The following is a 17,500-nucleotide window of genomic DNA, read 5'->3' as shown; positions in this document are numbered from 1 at the left end:
GCGTTCTAAGGGCGTTGAAGCCAGACCGCAAGGACTGGTGGAGCGCTTAGAAGTGAGAATGCCGGTATGAGTAGCGAAAGATGGGTGAGAATCCCATCCACCGAATGCCTAAGGTTTCCTGAGGAAGGCTCGTCCGCTCAGGGTTAGTCGGGACCTAAGCCGAGGCTGAAAAGCGTAGGCGATGGACAACAGGTTGATATTCCTGTACCACCTCTTTACCGTTTGAGCAATGGGGGGACGCAGGAGGATAGGGTAAGCGCGCTGCTGGATTAGCGCGTCCAAGCAGTTAGGCCGGTAACGAGGCAAATCCCGTTACCACATAGGCTGAGCTGTGACGGCGAGGGAAATTTAGTACCGAAGTTCCTGATTCCACACTGCCAAGAAAAGCCTCTAGCGAGGGAAAAGGTGCCCGTACCGCAAACCGACACAGGTAGGCGAGGAGAGAATCCTAAGGTGAGCGAGAGAACTCTCGTTAAGGAACTCGGCAAAATGACCCCGTAACTTCGGGAGAAGGGGTGCTCATTAGGGTGAATAGCCCTGATGAGCCGCAGTGAATAGGCCCAGGCGACTGTTTAGCAAAAACACAGGTCTCTGCGAAGCCGCAAGGCGAAGTATAGGGGCTGACGCCTGCCCGGTGCTGGAAGGTTAAGAGGAGAGGTTAGCGCAAGCGAAGCTTTGAATCGAAGCCCCAGTAAACGGCGGCCGTAACTATAACGGTCCTAAGGTAGCGAAATTCCTTGTCGGGTAAGTTCCGACCCGCACGAAAGGCGTAACGATCTGGGCACTGTCTCAACGAGAGACTCGGTGAAATTATAGTACCTGTGAAGATGCAGGTTACCCGCGACAGGACGGAAAGACCCCGTGGAGCTTTACTGTAGCCTGATATTGAATTTTGGTACAGCTTGTACAGGATAGGTAGGAGCCTGAGAAGCCGGAGCGCCAGCTTCGGTGGAGGCGTCGGTGGGATACTACCCTGGCTGTATTGAAATTCTAACCCGCGCCCCTTATCGGGGCGGGAGACAGTGTCAGGTGGGCAGTTTGACTGGGGCGGTCGCCTCCTAAAAAGTAACGGAGGCGCCCAAAGGTTCCCTCAGAATGGTTGGAAATCATTCGCAGAGTGTAAAGGCACAAGGGAGCTTGACTGCGAGACCTACAAGTCGAGCAGGGACGAAAGTCGGGCTTAGTGATCCGGTGGTTCCGCATGGAAGGGCCATCGCTCAACGGATAAAAGCTACCCCGGGGATAACAGGCTTATCTCCCCCAAGAGTCCACATCGACGGGGAGGTTTGGCACCTCGATGTCGGCTCATCGCATCCTGGGGCTGTAGTCGGTCCCAAGGGTTGGGCTGTTCGCCCATTAAAGCGGTACGCGAGCTGGGTTCAGAACGTCGTGAGACAGTTCGGTCCCTATCCGTCGTGGGCGCAGGAAATTTGAGAGGAGCTGTCCTTAGTACGAGAGGACCGGGATGGACGCACCGCTGGTGTACCAGTTGTCTTGCCAAAGGCATCGCTGGGTAGCTATGTGCGGAAGGGATAAGTGCTGAAAGCATCTAAGCATGAAGCCCCCCTCGAGATGAGATTTCCCATAGCGTCAAGCTAGTAAGATCCCTGAAAGATGATCAGGTTGATAGGTCAGAGGTGGAAGCGTGGCGACATGTGGAGCTGACTGATACTAATCGATCGAGGACTTAACCAAAACGAAAAGCGGAGGCGACTGTTCAACTTCGAGAGAAGTTAGGAGCCGAAGCTAGACAAGTCATTGGTGAATACTCGGCAAAATGCTTCTTCATACATTATCTAGTTTTGAGGGAACGAAGTTTCTTCAACCAAATAGTCCGGTGGCGATAGCGAGAAGGTCACACCCGTTCCCATACCGAACACGGAAGTTAAGCTTCTCAGCGCCGATGGTAGTTGGGGGCTGTCCCCCTGTGAGAGTAGGACGCTGCCGGGCAAATGAAAGAGCACCTGATGGGTGCTCTTTTTTGTGTGTATGAAGGTCAGAAGAATAAATTTGTGCTTTAATTTAAAAGGAATTACACCTATATGTGTCACTTTGCCCTGTATATGTGCCGCTTTTCCATTTTATGTGCGACTTTCAGGCATATATGTGGTGCCAGAATCAAATTTTATGTGCCACTCCCTATTCCACCGTCTATTTTAAAACACAAGGCGGTTCTCTTTAAAGATAACTAGTGCTAAATGTTAGATAAACTCCAAAACTTGCTAGATAAATCGAAAAATCTGTTAGATAATTTTACAGTCATGTTAGATAAAACCCAAAACAGGCCAGAAAAAATTCGAAACCTGTCAGATAAACCGCCAGGCATGCTTCTTACCAGGGAATTCAGCTCCCCAGAATAAATTCAAACACCGCGCTGCACGCTCACCTTCCAAAACTTCCTAATCATAAAATAACCAATACAGGAGATAAGCAGCCATCCAGCATCCCCCTGCAAAACCTTACTGCTTCTTATCAGCTAAATACTGATAAATCAAATATGGCCCCTTTTCAGCCGTAATTTGAAGGAATGTCTGAATAAAAGGGTAGTCTTTATTCGGCATCATTTTGATGAGTTCACTCCACCATTCAGTTTCATAGCGGGCAATCATGCTTAAGTTATACAGCAGCAGATAGTGAATAAGAAGCTCAGGGAAATCAATCAAATCACCTTTGGCCAAAGGGAAGAAAAACTTTCCTGCAGCCGGACTATATCGTAAAGGCTTAAAATTATATGTATTCAGGTTTTTTGTCAAAAAATTTAGTGCTGTCTCCTCTGATTCCTGAAAGCTTATATTAAAGTCCGATTTTGACTGCACATATTCCACAAAGCGGGATTCGGTCATATGAAAGCGGTCGAGAATTATTTTTGGCAAGGTGAATACATCCTTTACCCGCTCCGCTTCCAGAAAAGTATTGCGGCCTTCTGTCTGGCTATACAAATTGTTAAGCTCCGGAATCTGGCCGAATAACTCTCCCATTGTTGTTTTTTCGCCTTCCAAATGTTTCATGTGGAACATTTTTTCTCCCATATAAGGGAAAAGACCGCTTTTTTGAAATTTCACTTCATCCTGAAAAAAATTATATTGCTGCTTTTTTCTTTTCCGGGTGGACACCCCGTGTGCCAAAACAGAGGTAGTCTCCGGATAATTAGGGTCCACAGTCAGTATACAGGCCTTTACAAGGTGAACAAGTCCATAAAAAAAGAGAATCGGCTTGATGACCAATGGCGCCTTCTCTGCCTGCTCATAGTATACTTGTCCGTGTTCTAGATAGTATATAAAAGGGTAGCTGTTTTCATAGCTCTTTTGTTCAGCCTGATCCAGGTTTTGTTTTTGGTAGCATTTCTTTAAAAATTCCTGTGAAGTGTTCGCCGAAAAAAAATATAAAAAGGAGCTTTTTAGATCAAATGGATGTATCACAACGAGTCCTCCGAATCTTTAGAAAAATCCAACATATCAATCCGTTCTTGACAGTATTTTGTCCAATTGATAACCTACTAATAATATTTTCGAGTCCAGGAGGTCAAAAAAATGTGGGAAACTAAGTTTGCTAAAGAAGGTTTAACGTTTGATGATGTTTTACTGGTTCCATCGAAATCAGAGGTACTTCCTCGTGATGTAAGCCTTAAAGTTAATTTGACTGAAAAGATTGCACTTAACATTCCAGTGATCAGTGCCGGAATGGATACGGTAACTGAAGCAGAAATGGCGATTGCTATGGCGCGCCAGGGCGGTTTGGGAATTATCCATAAAAACATGTCCATTGAACAGCAGGCTGATCAGGTGGATAAAGTAAAGCGTTCAGAAAGCGGCGTTATCACGGATCCTTTCTTCCTCACTCCAGAACAGCAGGTATTTGATGCAGAACATCTAATGGGCAAGTACCGGATTTCGGGTGTTCCAATCGTCAATAATAATGAGGAACAGAAGCTTGTTGGCATTTTGACAAACCGTGACCTCCGATTTATTCAGGACTTTTCGATAAAAATTTCAGATGTGATGACTAAAGAAAACCTTGTAACAGCCCCAGTGGGCACCACATTAGATCAAGCAGAAAAGATTCTTCAGCAGCATAAAATTGAAAAATTGCCGCTAGTAGATGATGAAGGTGTTTTAAAAGGGTTAATTACCATTAAAGATATTGAAAAAGTCATTGAGTTTCCTAACTCGGCAAAAGATGAGCGAGGACGCCTGCTCGCAGGTGCAGCGGTTGGCGTAACCGGCGATACGATGAAGCGGGTTGAAATGCTTGTGAAATCCCATGTGGATGTCATTGTTGTGGATACGGCACATGGACATTCAAAAGGCGTGCTTGATACTGTACGCGAAATCAGGAACACCTATCCGGATCTGGCCATTATTGCTGGAAACGTCGCGACTGCTGAAGCGACAAAGGATTTAATTGAAGCAGGTGCGGATATTGTGAAAGTGGGAATCGGACCAGGATCAATTTGTACAACACGTGTAGTTGCAGGTGTAGGGGTACCGCAAATCACAGCTGTCTATGATTGTGCAACTGAAGCACGCAAGCATGGCAAGTCCATTATTGCTGATGGCGGAATCAAATATTCAGGGGACATCGTGAAAGCATTGGCAGCCGGCGGACATGCTGTAATGCTTGGCAGCCTTCTTGCCGGTGTTTCAGAAAGCCCGGGAGAAACGGAAATCTTCCAGGGACGACGCTTCAAGGTGTACAGAGGAATGGGTTCTGTGGCAGCCATGGAAAAAGGCTCTAAAGACCGTTACTTCCAGGAAGATAATAAGAAGTTCGTTCCAGAGGGAATTGAAGGGCGCATTGCTTATAAAGGGCCTTTATCCGATACGATATACCAGCTTGTCGGAGGTATCCGTTCCGGAATGGGCTATTGCGGAACAAAGGATCTTCATGAGCTTCGCGAAAATGCCCAATTTATTAAAATGACTGGTGCTGGCCTGAGAGAAAGCCACCCGCATGATGTGCAGATCACAAAAGAGGCGCCAAACTACTCGCTATAACAGCACAAAGCAGGAGAGGGGAACCTTTCCTGCTTTTTTATTTGCCCCAAAAAATTGAACCTAGGAAAATATTAATGCATAACAATGAGCTAAGGCAGGCAGGAATAGGTAATTACTCTATCTATTCTTTAAATCAGAGTTATGATAAAATAACAAAAGTGTATTAAAACGTTGGAGGGCAGTAAAATTGAAGAAAACATTGTACCGTAAGTCTATCGCTGGATTCCTTGCCTTGGTCATGATATTAGGTCTTTTACCTGGTATACATAAAGCACATGCGGAGGATATTTTAAATATCAATGCCGATGCTGCTATTTTAGTAGATGCAGAGACCGGAAAGATTTTATATCAAAAAAATGCGGATAAAGTACTGGGCATTGCCAGTATGACAAAAATGATGACAGAATACCTGCTTCTTGAAGCCGTTGAAAAAGGCAAAGTAAAGTGGGATCAGGAATACGCAGTAAGTGAATATGTGTGGAAAGTATCACAGGACCGCAATCTATCAAATGTCCCATTAAGAAGAGACGGCAAATACAATATCCGTGAATTGTATGAAGCCATGGCTATCTATTCTGCAAATGGTGCAACCATTGCAATTGCAGAAACGATTGCCGGTTCAGAAACTAACTTTGTTAAAATGATGAACGAAAAAGCGGCAGAGCTTGGATTAAAGGAATATAAATTTGTAAACTCAAGCGGTTTGAACAACCGTGACTTAAAGGGATCTCCTCCTGCAGGCGGCCCTGAGGATGAAAACGTAATGTCAGCAAGAGATACAGCTATTCTGGCAAGGGAATTGATTAATCGGTTCCCGGAAGTATTAGAAACGGCAAGTACCCCTAGAAAGACCTTCAGAGAGGGTACAGATGATGAAATTAAAATGGAAAACTGGAACTGGATGCTTCCGGAGCTGGTATATGGCTATGAAGGGGCAGATGGCCTTAAAACAGGTACGACTGACTTTGCCGGATACTGCTTCACAGGTACGGCCATGAGAGATGGCAGCCGCTACATCAGCGTAGTCATGAACGCTAAAGGAGCGAATGGCCAGGCTACTTATAAATCCAGATTTGATGAAACCAAGAAGATGTTTGACTTCGGTTTCACCAACTTCACGAAAGAAGAAATCGTTCCTGCCAACTATCAGGTGAAAGGCCAGAAAACAGTGCCTGTTACAAAAGGGAAAGAAGATAAAGTGAAGATTTCTTCTAAAGATGCCATCGAAATGGTTATGAGAAATGGGGAAAAGGAAAACTTTAAACCCGTTCTTGTTCTGGATAAAAAGAAATTAAATGAAAATGGTGAATTGACTGCTCCTATTAAAAAGGGAGAAAAAGTCGGCTACTTAACGATCGAATCCAAAGAGGGCGGGAAGCTGGAATTCCTTTCTGATAAAGGCAAAGACAATATCCAGGTGGATGTTGTTGCCGCTGAAAGTGTTGAAAAAGCAAACTGGTTCGTGCTGACTATGCGCTCTATCGGAGGTTTCTTCGGTGATCTATGGGGCAGTGTTTCCTCAACTGTAAAAGGTTGGTTTTAAGAAAAAGGGCTTTCCTGTCTTGACAGGAGCCCTTTTTCATTGCATATTTTCAATAGGGAAAATTCCGAGTAAAGAATTCTATTTTCCTTTTTTTGAAAAGTTATTTTTCTCATAATATTTAACCCATCCAAAGCAGATGGTATTTACGAAGGGGGATAAACATGAAGACAGGTACAGATCGTGTTAAACGGGGAATGGCAGAAATGCAAAAAGGCGGCGTCATTATGGACGTTGTTAACGCTGAGCAGGCGAAAATCGCAGAAGAAGCTGGTGCAGTAGCAGTTATGGCACTAGAGCGTGTTCCTTCTGATATCCGTGCAGCCGGCGGTGTAGCACGTATGGCAGATCCGCGTATTATGGAAGAAGTAATGGGAGCGGTTTCCATCCCGGTAATGGCAAAAGCACGTATTGGCCATATTGTAGAAGCGCGTTTGCTTGAAGCGATGGGTGTCGATTACATAGATGAGAGTGAAGTGTTAACTCCTGCTGATGAAGAATACCACTTGAATAAAAGGGACTACACTGTTCCGTTCGTTTGCGGATGCCGTGATTTAGGGGAAGCTGCACGCCGTATTGGCGAAGGTGCTTCCATGCTTCGCACAAAGGGTGAGCCAGGAACTGGAAACATTGTGGAAGCTGTTCGCCATATCCGCAAGGTGAATGCACAGGTTCGCAAGGTTGTCGGCATGAATGAAGATGAGTTAATGACAGAAGCTAAGCTTCTGGGAGCGCCATATGAGCTTCTTTTGGAAATCAAGAGCCTTGGACGCCTTCCAGTCGTAAACTTCGCAGCAGGCGGCGTTGCAACACCTGCAGATGCGGCTTTAATGATGGAGCTTGGTGCTGACGGTGTGTTCGTAGGATCAGGTATCTTCAAATCTGAAAACCCTGCGAAATTTGCCCGTGCGATTGTTGAAGCAACTACACATTATCAGGACTACAAATTAATCGCTGAACTTTCAAAAGAACTAGGCACACCAATGAAGGGAATTGAAATTTCTTCATTGGCTCCTGAAGCTCGTATGCAGGAGCGCGGCTGGTAAGGAGAATTGAACATGATAAAGGTTGGAGTATTGGGGCTGCAGGGTGCGGTCAGAGAGCATGTTCTATCAGTAGAAGCATGCGGCGCCGAAGCTGTGGTCATTAAACGCAAAGAGCAGCTTAATGAGGTGGACGGGCTTATCCTGCCTGGAGGCGAGAGCACGACCATGAGACGCCTCATTGATAAATATGATTTCATGGACAGCCTTAAGGAGTTTGCACAGTCAGGAAAGCCGATGTTCGGGACATGTGCAGGGCTTATCCTCCTTGCAAACCATATTGTCGGTTATAATGAGCCTCATATCGGTGTGATGGATGTCCGGGTGGAAAGAAACTCATTCGGGCGCCAGCGTGAAAGCTTTGAGGCGGATCTTGATATTGCCGGAGTAGCAGAGGACTTTGCGGCAGTCTTTATTCGTGCGCCGCATATTGTCGAGGCGGGGGAGAATGTTGAAATCCTGGCCAAGCATAACGGCCGGATTGTGGCTGCACGTGAAGGCAGATTCCTCGGATGCTCTTTCCATCCCGAACTGACGGATGACCATCGACTGACGGGCTATTTTGTTAAAATGATCAAAGAGTCCAAGTCATTAGCAATTTGAATAAATTGGTTGCAAATGGAACATAATTGTAGTACATTATGAATTACAAAATTCTTATAGCTTAAAAGCAATGAGAGGAACTAGTAACAGGAACTTTGTTCTGTAGAGAGCCGGTGGCTGGTGAAAACCGGTGAATAAACCCTGTGAATCCATCCTCGAGCAAAGCATGGAACACCCGGTATTTTCCGGGAAAAGTAAATGCTTTCGGTTAAAACCGTTATGGATTTAAGGTGGAAAGCTTATGCTTTCAACTAGGGTGGCAACGCGGGTAACTCTCGTCCCTTTTGGGGGACGGGAGTTTTTTGTGTTCCAAATTATTTTTCAGGAGGTAGTAAACATGCTGGACATTAAATTTTTAAGGGCTAATTTTGAAGAAGTGAAAAATAAGCTTCAGCATCGCGGAGAGGATTTAACCGATCTCGGAAAATTCGAGGATCTGGATGTGAAAAGACGCGAATTGATTGTCGAAGCCGAACAGCTGAAGAGCAAAAGGAATGAAGTATCCCAGCAGGTTGCAGCCTTAAAGCGTGATAAGCAGGATGCAGACCATTTAATTACAGAAATGAGAGAAGTCGGCGATAAGATCAAGGCATTGGATGAGGAGCTCCGCAAGGTTGAGGAGGAATTGGACCAATTGCTGTTAAGTATCCCGAACATCCCGCATGAAAGCGTGCCTGTCGGTGAAACAGAAGATGATAATGTCGAAGTCCGCAAATGGGGCGAAGTTCGTGAATTTGATTTTGAGCCAAAGCCGCACTGGGATGTAGCAACAGATCTTGACCTGCTTGATTTCGAGCGTGCCAGCAAAGTAACCGGCAGCCGCTTTGTATTCTACAAAGGCCTTGGAGCCCGCCTTGAGCGTGCACTATTCAACTTCATGCTTGATTTGCACACAGACGAGCATGGCTATAAGGAAGTTCTGCCTCCGTACATGGTCAACCGTGCCAGCATGACAGGAACAGGACAGCTTCCGAAATTTGAAGAAGATGCTTTCCTGATTGAAAGCGAGGATTACTTCCTTATTCCAACTGCAGAGGTGCCTGTCACTAATATGCATAGAGAAGAAATTCTGAATGCTGATGAGCTTCCGATTAACTATGCTGCATTTAGTGCATGCTTCCGTTCTGAAGCAGGCTCTGCCGGCCGTGACACTCGAGGGCTGATCCGCCAGCACCAGTTCAATAAAGTAGAGCTTGTAAAGTTTGTGAAGCCGGAAGAGTCTTATGATGAGCTGGAGAAGCTGACTGGACACGCAGAAAAGGTACTTCAGCTGCTTGGCCTGCCATACCGTGTTATGAGCATGTGCACAGGAGATCTTGGATTCACAGCTGCGAAGAAATATGATATCGAGGTCTGGATCCCAAGCTATAACACATACCGTGAAATTTCTTCTTGCAGTAACTTTGAAGGATTCCAGGCAAGACGTGCGAATATCCGCTTCCGCCGCGAGGCAAAAGGCAAGCCGGAGCATGTGCATACACTGAATGGATCTGGCCTTGCGATCGGCCGCACGGTGGCAGCCATTCTGGAAAATTACCAGCAGGCTGACGGAAGTGTCATCATTCCTGAAGTACTGCGTCCATATATGGGCAATCGTGAGGTCATTAAGCCTTAATGGAAGTTTGGAGCGGATTTTTCATCCGCTCTTTTTTTATAAAATGATGTTGACATCTTTTTAAAAGGGTGTTATAGTATTTCTTGTCGATGCGGAGGAATACCCAAGTCTGGCTGAAGGGATCGGTCTTGAAAACCGACAGGCGGGTCAAACCGCGCAGGGGTTCGAATCCCCTTTCCTCCTCCATTTTAATTGACATCTAACACGCGCATAAAAATTGGAGATACATAAAACCGCTGATAGCATCAGCGGTTTTTTTGTATATAATTCTTGACCCTTGCCTCTTCAGGGTATTCGGAACTCTCCGAACCAATGAACAGAAAAAAACCGCCAAATGGCGGTTATTTCTTCAATAATTGAGTTTGCCTTAAGAAGTAAGAAATGCGCTCCACTATTGGCTCAATGGATTGCTCATTCTGAATGATATCATAGTCATTGATATTCAGGCGCAGGACCGGGCAAGCATTAAAACTGTTGATCCACTTTTCATAGCGCTGGTGCATTTCTTCCCAGTAAGAAATTGGTGTCTGCTGCTCCATTGGACGGCCGCGCTCCTGGATGCGGGAAAGAATGTCATCTAGCGAGCCTTCCAGATAAATAAGCAAATCAGGATGCGGGAAGTATGGTGTCATCACCATCGCATCAAATAAGCTGGTATATGTTTCGTAATCGACTTTGGACATCGTGCCTTTTTCGTAATGCATTTTCGCAAAGATGCCTGTGTCTTCATAAATGGAACGGTCCTGAACAAAGCCGCCGCCATATTCGAAAATGCGCTTCTGATCCTTGAAGCGTTCAGCCAGGAAGTAAACCTGCAGGTGAAAGCTCCAGCGGTTGAAATCCGCATAGAATTTATCAAGGTAAGGATTAGTATCAACCTTTTCGAAAGAGGTTCGGAACCCCAGGGCGTCCGCCAGCGCATTGGTCATTGTTGATTTTCCGACTCCAACGGTTCCGGCAATGGTGATGACGGCGTTCGAAGGAATCTCATATTTTTGCCTTAGATTCATAAGTGTATGCTCCTCTTTTTTAATGATGTCGATAAGGTATCGAATATATGCATTAAGTCTGCGTCATTTTTGACAAAATCCAGCTGATCTCCATTAAAGCGGATAACTGGAATATCCGGGTGCTGTTTTTCGAACTCATTCATAGCCGTTTCATAATCAAGGGATAATTGCTCAAGATATAATGGACTGATATTCTTTTCAATTTCACGGCCCCGCAGCTCGATTCGGTCGAGCAGTGTTTCAAGGCTTGCATTGAGATAGATAATGACATTCGGCTTTGGCATATCGCCCGTCAGAATGTCATAGATCTTCAAATACTTCTGATATTCAGTCTGATTTAAGGTGCGCTGGGCAAAGATCAGATTTTTGAATATATGATAATCAGCCACAACAGGCTTATTTTGAGCTAAGTAGTGATTGTTGATATCAACCAGCTGTTTGTAGCGGTTGCAGAGGAAAAACATTTCAGTCTGAAAGCTCCATTCCTCAATGTTTTCATAGAATTTGCCCAAAAAGGGATTTTCATCAACAATCTCTTTTAGTAAGGCATATTGAAATTTCTCAGCTATAGCTTTAGCGAGAGATGTTTTCCCAACACCAATCGGCCCCTCTACTGTAATAAAAGGTATTCCCCCCATATTGATCATCCTCCTGCATTGCTTATTTATCTATAAAAACCATTTATAGGTACGTTCTAAAATGACACAAAGCTTATTTTATCACAGTATAGAGTGGAAGGGATATGGAATTTCAGCTGGAAATAAGAAAATAGGAGCATATAATCTGAAAAATAAAAAAGCTGCCTGAAAGCGGCAGCTGCTGAGTGATTATGCTCTTTTTACCACATCGAAGTTTTCCGTAATCAGAAGCCAATTTTGCGGGAAAGACAGGCCAAGCTTCCAGTAACTCATTCCCCGGAGCTTCAGTTCTTTGATTAGGTCGAACTTTGCCTGGATGGAGCGGGCATCTTCAAACCAGACCTCATGCCTTCTCCCGTCAGGTGCTGTATAGTTGAAAAATGGAGCTTGTGCTTTGTAATCATATTGAATGGCCACATTATTTTCCGCTGCAATCTGTATGGCCTGCTGCGGACTGACCGCTTTTGCGGTGGTGCCCTCAACAAAAGGAAGCGTCCAGTCATAGCCATACAAGTTCTGGCCCATCATGATTTTAGAAGAGGGCATTTCGGTGATTGCATATTCCAATACCTGACGAACCGGGCCGATCGGGGAAACAGCCATAGCCGGTCCTCCGCTGTAGCCCCATTCATAGGTCATGATGACGACAAAATCAACAATCTCCCCATGTGCTCTATAATCATGGGCCTCATACCAAAGACCTTGCTGTTCCGCGCTGGTTTTCGGAGCCAATGCTGTGGAAATCAGCCAGCCCTCCTGCCTGAATCTTGCCCTCGCTTTTCTGAGAAAATTGTTATAGGCCTCCCGGTCCTCCGGGCGCAGAAACTCAAAGTCAAAATGAATATCCCTGAAACCGTATTTTTTGGCTGTGGCTGTAATGTTATCCAGGAACTTATTCTGAATTGCCATATCATTTAACAAAATCCTGCCGAGTTCGTCGCTGAACTGATCGTTTTCCTGATTGGTAATGACCATCATCAATACATTATTATTGGCTCTCGCAATGGCCGGGAATTCGTTCAGAAGCGGCTCCTTCAAAGAACCATCTCGAAGGGCCTGGAAACTGAAGGGCGCAAGATAAGTCAAATAGGGGGCAGCATTTCGTGCGCTTTCCTCCAGTTCAGGGGCGACTGTTTCGCCTCTTGGCTCTACATAGGCATTAAACTCGGCTTCCGTTTTCGAGCGGGGCGGGATATAAAGCCGAAACCCCACCTGTAGCGGCTGATTTACTGAAATGGCATTGACCGATGCCAGCTGCTGATAGGAAATGCCGAACCTTCTTGAAATGGAATAAAGGCTGTCACCCGGCTGCACCCAATAAAATCTTCCTATTATCGGAATGACCAGTGTCTGGCCGACCACCAGATTATTTGGATTGGGAATTTCATTTGCTTCAACGAGATCTTCAACTGTTGTCCCATATGCCTGGGCAATGCCGAACAAAGTCTGGCTTTGCTGAATCACATGAATCTGCAATCTATCTCCCTCCCTGAAAAAACGTCTTAGAACACTACTGCCATTTTATGAGGGAAACATAGAAGAAATGTTATAATTGTTTTCAGAGAAGGAAGATATATTAGCTTTTAATACGTTTTTCATCATCTTTAAGGCATTTTCATTATCGTGGTCATCATTAGAAGCGGTGCAGTCATGCGGTATATGGAGGCTGTATTCTCTCATATAAGCATCATTGGCTGAAAACAGGACACAGATATTGCCTGCGATTCCCGTCATGACAAGCAGATTTACGCCGAGCTGGTGCAAGAGAGTATTTAAGGCAGTGCCGTAAAAAGCGGAATGCTTTGGCTTTATTAAAAAATAATCATCCGGTGATGGCTGTATCTCATCCAGGATACGCTCACTGACAGGATTGCGGCAATGATTCATAATCGTATCAAGATCAGCCTTCCAGAGGTTATAATGGTCATTCGTATAAATAACGGGAAAATTCTGTTCATGGAATGCAGCTTTTAGCTCATTGATAGTTTTTGTGAGATTCAATGCTTTTTCAGCAAGGATTTTCCCATGGTGAAAATGAAAGTCGTTAATCATGTCAATAATGATAAGAGCCGGTTTATAGTCTTGCGGATTTTTCATGGTATCGCTCCTTTACGGGTATTTTTCGTAAAAGGGGCGGCTTTTACACAGAAGTTAAGAGAAGGAATGAAGATATTTGATACAGGAATCAATCACTGAAGATGAACTGTATATGCGGGAGGCCATTAAGGAGGCTAGGCTTGCTCACGATCTGGAGGAGGTTCCAATCGGTGCAGTCATTGTCCTGGACGGGAAAATCATTGCCCGGGCCCATAATCTGAGAGAAGTGAATCAGACTGCGATTGCGCATGCGGAATTGCTTGCGATTGATCAGGCGTGTAAAAAACTCGGAACCTGGCGGCTGGAGAATGCTGTTCTTTATGTGACATTGGAGCCTTGTCCGATGTGTTCCGGCTCCATTATACTGTCACGCATTCAAAAGGTGGTGTATGGCGCCAGGGATCCAAAGGGAGGCTGTGCCGGAACGCTTATGAACCTTTTGCAGGATGAGCGGTTCAATCATCAGAGTGAAGTCGTGCCAGGGGTACTGGAAGAAGAATGCGGCGAAATGCTTTCGAGCTTTTTTCGGGACTTGCGAAAGCGCAAGAAAGAAGAGAAAAAGAGAAGGCAATTGCTGCAGATGGAACAGGATACAGGAATTGACAATGGTTAGGCATTGCTTTTTTTTCTGATTGTTAGTATACTTATAAATGCGTCGGATAAAGACGCACCTAAATATGGTATCAACTTTGCCGTGCTAGGCGGGGAGGTAGCGGTGCCCTGTACTCGCAATCCGCTCTAGCGAGGCTGAATCCCTTCCCGAGGCTCGTGTCCTGTAGGGCCTGCCTTAAGTAAGTGGTGTTGACGCCCGGGTCCTGCGCAATGGGAATCCATGAATCATGTCAGGTCCGGAAGGAAGCAGCATTAAGTGGACGCTCCCATGTGCCGCAGGGTTGCCTGGGCCGAGCTAACTGCTTAAGTAACGCCTATGGGCGCCAGTCGACGGAAGGTGCACGGCAGTTTATATTGTTACTAAAACTCATCCTTTTGCGGGATGGGTTTTTTGTTGTATTTTTTGCTCTAGGTTTTGTAAAAAAGAAATTAGATACGTTATAATAGATGAAGGACTATACATAGGAAGGGGGCGTGTCAGTGAGTTATCAAGCTTTATATCGTGTTTGGCGCCCGCAGCAGTTTATCGATGTTGTCGGCCAGGAACATGTGACAAAGACTTTGCAAAACGCCCTGCTTCAGGAGAAGATATCACACGCCTATTTGTTTTCCGGCCCCCGCGGAACCGGTAAAACGAGTGCGGCAAAAATACTTGCAAAGGCTGTTAACTGTGAGAAAGCACCTGTTACTGAACCATGCAATGAATGTTCGGCCTGCAGAGGGATTACAGACGGATCGATTCCGGATGTCATTGAAATCGATGCTGCATCGAATAACGGTGTAGAAGAAATCAGGGATATCAGGGACAAAGTGAAGTATGCCCCGAACGCTGTGAAATACAAGGTTTACATCGTCGATGAGGTGCATATGCTTTCTATTGGAGCCTTCAATGCGCTGTTAAAAACACTTGAAGAGCCGCCGAAGCATGTTATTTTTATTTTAGCTACCACAGAGCCTCATAAAATTCCTTTGACGATTATCTCCCGGTGTCAGCGATTCGATTTTAAGCGGATCACGGCTCAGGCGATTACAGGAAGAATGAAGCTGATTGCGGATGAAACTGGTGCAGCTTATGAGGAGCAGGCCCTGCAGATCATTGCAAGAGCCGCAGAAGGCGGTATGCGCGATGCGCTCAGCCTGCTTGATCAGGCTATCTCCTTCAGCCAGGATCGTGTTACAGTGGAAGATGCCTTATCTGTAACAGGTGCAGTGTCACAGGGGTTTTTAAATAAACTGGCAAGAGCGGTTAAAGACAGGGATGCAGCATCGGGACTGGAATTTCTGGAGGAGCTCCTTTTTCAGGGGAAAGATCCTTCCCGCTTTATAGAGGACTTTATCCTGTATTACCGGGATATGCTTTTATATAAAGCTGCTCCAAGGCTGGAGGAATCATTAGAAAGAGTTATGCTCGATGAGAACTTCCAGCAGCTTGCCGGTGAAGTGGAGCCTGAAGAGCTATATGAGCTGATAGAAGTGCTGAACAAAGCCCAGCAGGAGATGAGGTGGACCAACCATCCGCGAATTTTCCTGGAAGTGGCGATTGTGAAGCTGTGCCAGCTTGAACAGCGTGAGAGACCAGGACAGGCTGCAGACATCAAGCCGCTGATGCAAAAAATCGAACAGCTTCAGCACGAGCTTGCTGAGTTAAAGAAAAACGGCATAGCAGTGAAAGATGATGGAGCTCCTGCTGTACAGAAAAAGCCGCAGAGAAGTTCACGCAAAGGATTCCAGGCACCAGTCGGGAAAGTGAATGAGGTACTGAAGCAGGCAACGAAAAACGATCTGGTGGCTGTAAAGAGCCGCTGGGGTGAAATGCTGAACCTGCTTGTTCAAAACCAGATGCGCTCCCAGGCAGCTCTTCTCAATGAAGCAGAGCCTGTAGCCGCGTCAGAAACAGCTCTTATCGTTAAATTTAAATATGAAATTCATTGTCAGATGGCCATGGATAATGCGAAGTTCCTGGATACTCTGGCGAATGTCCTGTTTGAGCTTTTAGGAAAGAGAATGCAGCTGGTCGGCATTCCGGATGAACAATGGCAAAGTGTCAGGGAAGAGTTCCTGCGCAGCCAGCGTGACGGAGATGAGACTGGCGAGGGCTTCAGCGGAAATGAGGAAGAACCTCATGTGGCTGAAGCGGTCAAATTATTTGGCGCTGAATTAATTGAAATTAAAGAATAGAAACTAGCTGGAGGAATGTAAAATGCGCGGTGGAATGGGAAATATGCAAAATATGATGAAGCAAATGCAGAAAATGCAAAAGAAGATGGCACAGGCACAGGAAGAGCTTGGCGAAAAAAGGATTGAAGGAACAGCTGGCGGCGGAATGGTGACTGTCATAGTATCCGGACATAAACAAGTTTTAGAAGTTAACATTAAAGAGGAAGTTGTGGATCCGGAAGATATCGAAATGCTGCAGGACCTTGTTCTGGCTGCAACGAACGATGCACTGAAAAAAGCGGAAGATCTAACAAACGATACGATGGGCCAATTTACAAAAGGAATGAACCTGCCGGGAATGTTTTAATTAAACGTCCTGAAGGAGTGCTTAGAAGCACGGACAGGCCGGGCGCCAGCGAACATAGTCTGATGAATTATCCATCAGCCATCATGCTCGCGGCGCTTTTCCTTTTCATATAGGAGGAAACATACATGCATTATCCTGAACCGATATCCAAGCTGATTGACAGCTTTATGAAACTGCCCGGAATCGGCCCGAAAACGGCTGCGCGTCTGGCGTTTTTTGTTTTAAGCATGAAGGAAGATACTGTGCTGGATTTTGCGAAAGCACTGGTCAATGCGAAAAGAAATTTGTCTTACTGCTCTGTCTGCGGCCATATCACAGATCAGGACCCTTGCTATATTTGTGAGGACCAGAGACGTGACCGGTCCGTCATCTGCGTGGTCCAGGATCCGAAAGACGTGATTGCCATGGAAAAGATGAAGGAATACAACGGGCTGTACCATGTCCTTCATGGAGCAATCTCTCCAATGGATGGGATTGGCCCTGAAGATATTAATATTCCTGATTTATTGAAAAGACTTCAGGATGAGACGGTCCAGGAGATTATTCTTGCCACCAATCCGAATATTGAAGGGGAAGCAACAGCCATGTACATCTCCCGCCTGATTAAGCCGTCCGGCATAAAGGCTACCCGGATCGCCCATGGCCTGCCGGTAGGCGGAGATCTGGAATATGCGGATGAAGTGACGCTCTCAAAAGCGTTAGAGGGAAGAAGAGAAGTCTAAGCATGGAGGCGGAATATATGTTTTTTCGCAGAAAAAAATGGCTTCGCAGCGAGTTTGATGAGAAGCTTCTGGAGCAGCTGAACCGATTGAAATCAGATTGGA

Annotated in this window: 15 protein-coding genes, 1 tRNA gene, 2 rRNA genes, 1 other RNA gene and 1 other annotated feature (2 of these 20 running past the window's edge); of the genes, 14 read left to right on the top strand and 5 right to left on the bottom strand. The window is 45.6% G+C overall.

Annotated elements, in window-relative coordinates:
• Positions 1 to 1,695, top strand: a 23S ribosomal RNA gene (locus NSQ49_RS12705) (it extends 1,241 nt beyond the left edge of the window).
• 138 nt (positions 1,696 to 1,833) lie between these two features.
• Positions 1,834 to 1,950 (top strand): 5S ribosomal RNA (gene rrf / locus NSQ49_RS12700).
• A gap of 509 nt (positions 1,951 to 2,459) precedes the next feature.
• Here the strand turns inward: rrf and NSQ49_RS12695 are convergent.
• Positions 2,460 to 3,419 carry a YaaC family protein gene (locus NSQ49_RS12695; RefSeq protein WP_159871560.1) on the bottom strand — a complete coding sequence of 320 codons (960 nt, stop codon included), beginning with the start codon at positions 3,417 to 3,419 and terminating at the stop codon, positions 2,460 to 2,462.
• Between the two features lie 111 nt (positions 3,420 to 3,530).
• Between NSQ49_RS12695 and guaB the strand changes: the two genes are divergently transcribed.
• From guaB to NSQ49_RS12665, 6 genes are all read left to right on the top strand, one after another.
• Positions 3,531 to 4,994 carry an IMP dehydrogenase gene (gene guaB / locus NSQ49_RS12690; RefSeq protein ID WP_159871563.1) on the top strand — a complete coding sequence of 488 codons (1,464 nt, stop codon included), beginning with the start codon at positions 3,531 to 3,533 and terminating at the stop codon, positions 4,992 to 4,994.
• A 187-nt stretch (positions 4,995 to 5,181) separates the two neighbouring features.
• Positions 5,182 to 6,537, top strand: a complete 1,356-nt coding sequence (locus NSQ49_RS12685; RefSeq protein ID WP_159871566.1) for a D-alanyl-D-alanine carboxypeptidase family protein — start codon at positions 5,182 to 5,184, stop codon at positions 6,535 to 6,537.
• 161 nt (positions 6,538 to 6,698) lie between these two features.
• The gene (gene pdxS / locus NSQ49_RS12680) at positions 6,699 to 7,580 is read left to right on the top strand and encodes a pyridoxal 5'-phosphate synthase lyase subunit PdxS (RefSeq protein ID WP_009336764.1); all 882 of its coding nucleotides are present in this window, start codon (positions 6,699 to 6,701) and stop codon (positions 7,578 to 7,580) included.
• Positions 7,581 to 7,592: 12 nt separating this feature from the next.
• Positions 7,593 to 8,180, top strand: a complete 588-nt coding sequence (pdxT, locus tag NSQ49_RS12675) for a pyridoxal 5'-phosphate synthase glutaminase subunit PdxT (protein WP_251284964.1) — start codon at positions 7,593 to 7,595, stop codon at positions 8,178 to 8,180.
• A 61-nt stretch (positions 8,181 to 8,241) separates the two neighbouring features.
• Positions 8,242 to 8,466, top strand: a binding site (T-box leader).
• Positions 8,467 to 8,517: 51 nt separating this feature from the next.
• The gene (gene serS, locus NSQ49_RS12670) at positions 8,518 to 9,795 is read left to right on the top strand and encodes a serine--tRNA ligase (protein WP_159871572.1); all 1,278 of its coding nucleotides are present in this window, start codon (positions 8,518 to 8,520) and stop codon (positions 9,793 to 9,795) included.
• A gap of 93 nt (positions 9,796 to 9,888) precedes the next feature.
• Positions 9,889 to 9,981: transfer RNA gene (locus NSQ49_RS12665), tRNA-Ser, on the top strand.
• Positions 9,982 to 10,136: 155 nt separating this feature from the next.
• On the opposite strand, the gene NSQ49_RS12660 is transcribed toward NSQ49_RS12665, so the two are convergent.
• From NSQ49_RS12660 to NSQ49_RS12645, 4 genes are all read right to left on the bottom strand, one after another.
• Positions 10,137 to 10,805, bottom strand: a complete 669-nt coding sequence (locus tag NSQ49_RS12660; protein WP_251284965.1) for a deoxynucleoside kinase — start codon at positions 10,803 to 10,805, stop codon at positions 10,137 to 10,139.
• Positions 10,802 to 11,443: a deoxynucleoside kinase gene (locus NSQ49_RS12655; RefSeq protein WP_251284966.1), complete on the bottom strand. Its 642-nt coding sequence runs from the start codon at positions 11,441 to 11,443 to the stop codon at positions 10,802 to 10,804. Before NSQ49_RS12655 ends, NSQ49_RS12660 begins: the two co-directional genes overlap by 4 nt.
• Before the next feature lie 189 nt (positions 11,444 to 11,632).
• Positions 11,633 to 12,919, bottom strand: a complete 1,287-nt coding sequence (locus NSQ49_RS12650; RefSeq protein WP_251284967.1) for a LysM peptidoglycan-binding domain-containing protein — start codon at positions 12,917 to 12,919, stop codon at positions 11,633 to 11,635.
• A gap of 45 nt (positions 12,920 to 12,964) precedes the next feature.
• A complete protein-coding gene (locus NSQ49_RS12645; protein ID WP_251284968.1) occupies positions 12,965 to 13,540 on the bottom strand; it encodes an isochorismatase family cysteine hydrolase in 576 nt (191 codons plus the stop codon).
• A gap of 76 nt (positions 13,541 to 13,616) precedes the next feature.
• Here NSQ49_RS12645 and tadA point away from each other — a divergent pair, with 76 nt between their 5' ends.
• From tadA to NSQ49_RS12615, 6 genes are all read left to right on the top strand, one after another.
• A complete protein-coding gene (tadA, locus tag NSQ49_RS12640) occupies positions 13,617 to 14,153 on the top strand; it encodes a tRNA adenosine(34) deaminase TadA (protein WP_285871464.1) in 537 nt (178 codons plus the stop codon).
• Positions 14,154 to 14,232: 79 nt separating this feature from the next.
• Positions 14,233 to 14,497: signal recognition particle sRNA large type (gene ffs / locus NSQ49_RS12635), an RNA gene on the top strand.
• A gap of 135 nt (positions 14,498 to 14,632) precedes the next feature.
• A complete protein-coding gene (gene dnaX, locus NSQ49_RS12630) occupies positions 14,633 to 16,330 on the top strand; it encodes a DNA polymerase III subunit gamma/tau (protein WP_159871584.1) in 1,698 nt (565 codons plus the stop codon).
• A gap of 22 nt (positions 16,331 to 16,352) precedes the next feature.
• Positions 16,353 to 16,676 (top strand): YbaB/EbfC family nucleoid-associated protein, encoded by a 324-nt coding sequence (locus NSQ49_RS12625; protein WP_035333488.1) that lies wholly within the window; start codon positions 16,353 to 16,355, stop codon positions 16,674 to 16,676.
• A gap of 125 nt (positions 16,677 to 16,801) precedes the next feature.
• Entirely contained in the window at positions 16,802 to 17,398 is a 597-nt protein-coding gene (recR, locus tag NSQ49_RS12620; RefSeq protein ID WP_009336775.1) for a recombination mediator RecR, read from the top strand.
• 17 nt (positions 17,399 to 17,415) lie between these two features.
• On the top strand, positions 17,416 to 17,500 hold the 5' end (the start) of the coding sequence (locus NSQ49_RS12615) for a YaaL family protein (protein ID WP_159871587.1). It continues 134 nt past the right edge of the window; 85 of the gene's 219 nt are visible here — the first part of the coding sequence; the start codon lies at positions 17,416 to 17,418; its stop codon lies beyond the right edge, outside the window.

The sequence above is a fragment of the Cytobacillus sp. FSL R5-0377 genome, assembly GCF_038004385.1.
Classification (GTDB): domain Bacteria; phylum Bacillota; class Bacilli; order Bacillales; family Cytobacillaceae; genus Cytobacillus.
Note: the sequence above shows the minus strand (reverse complement) of the source record. Positions and strands in the feature narration are given on the sequence as shown.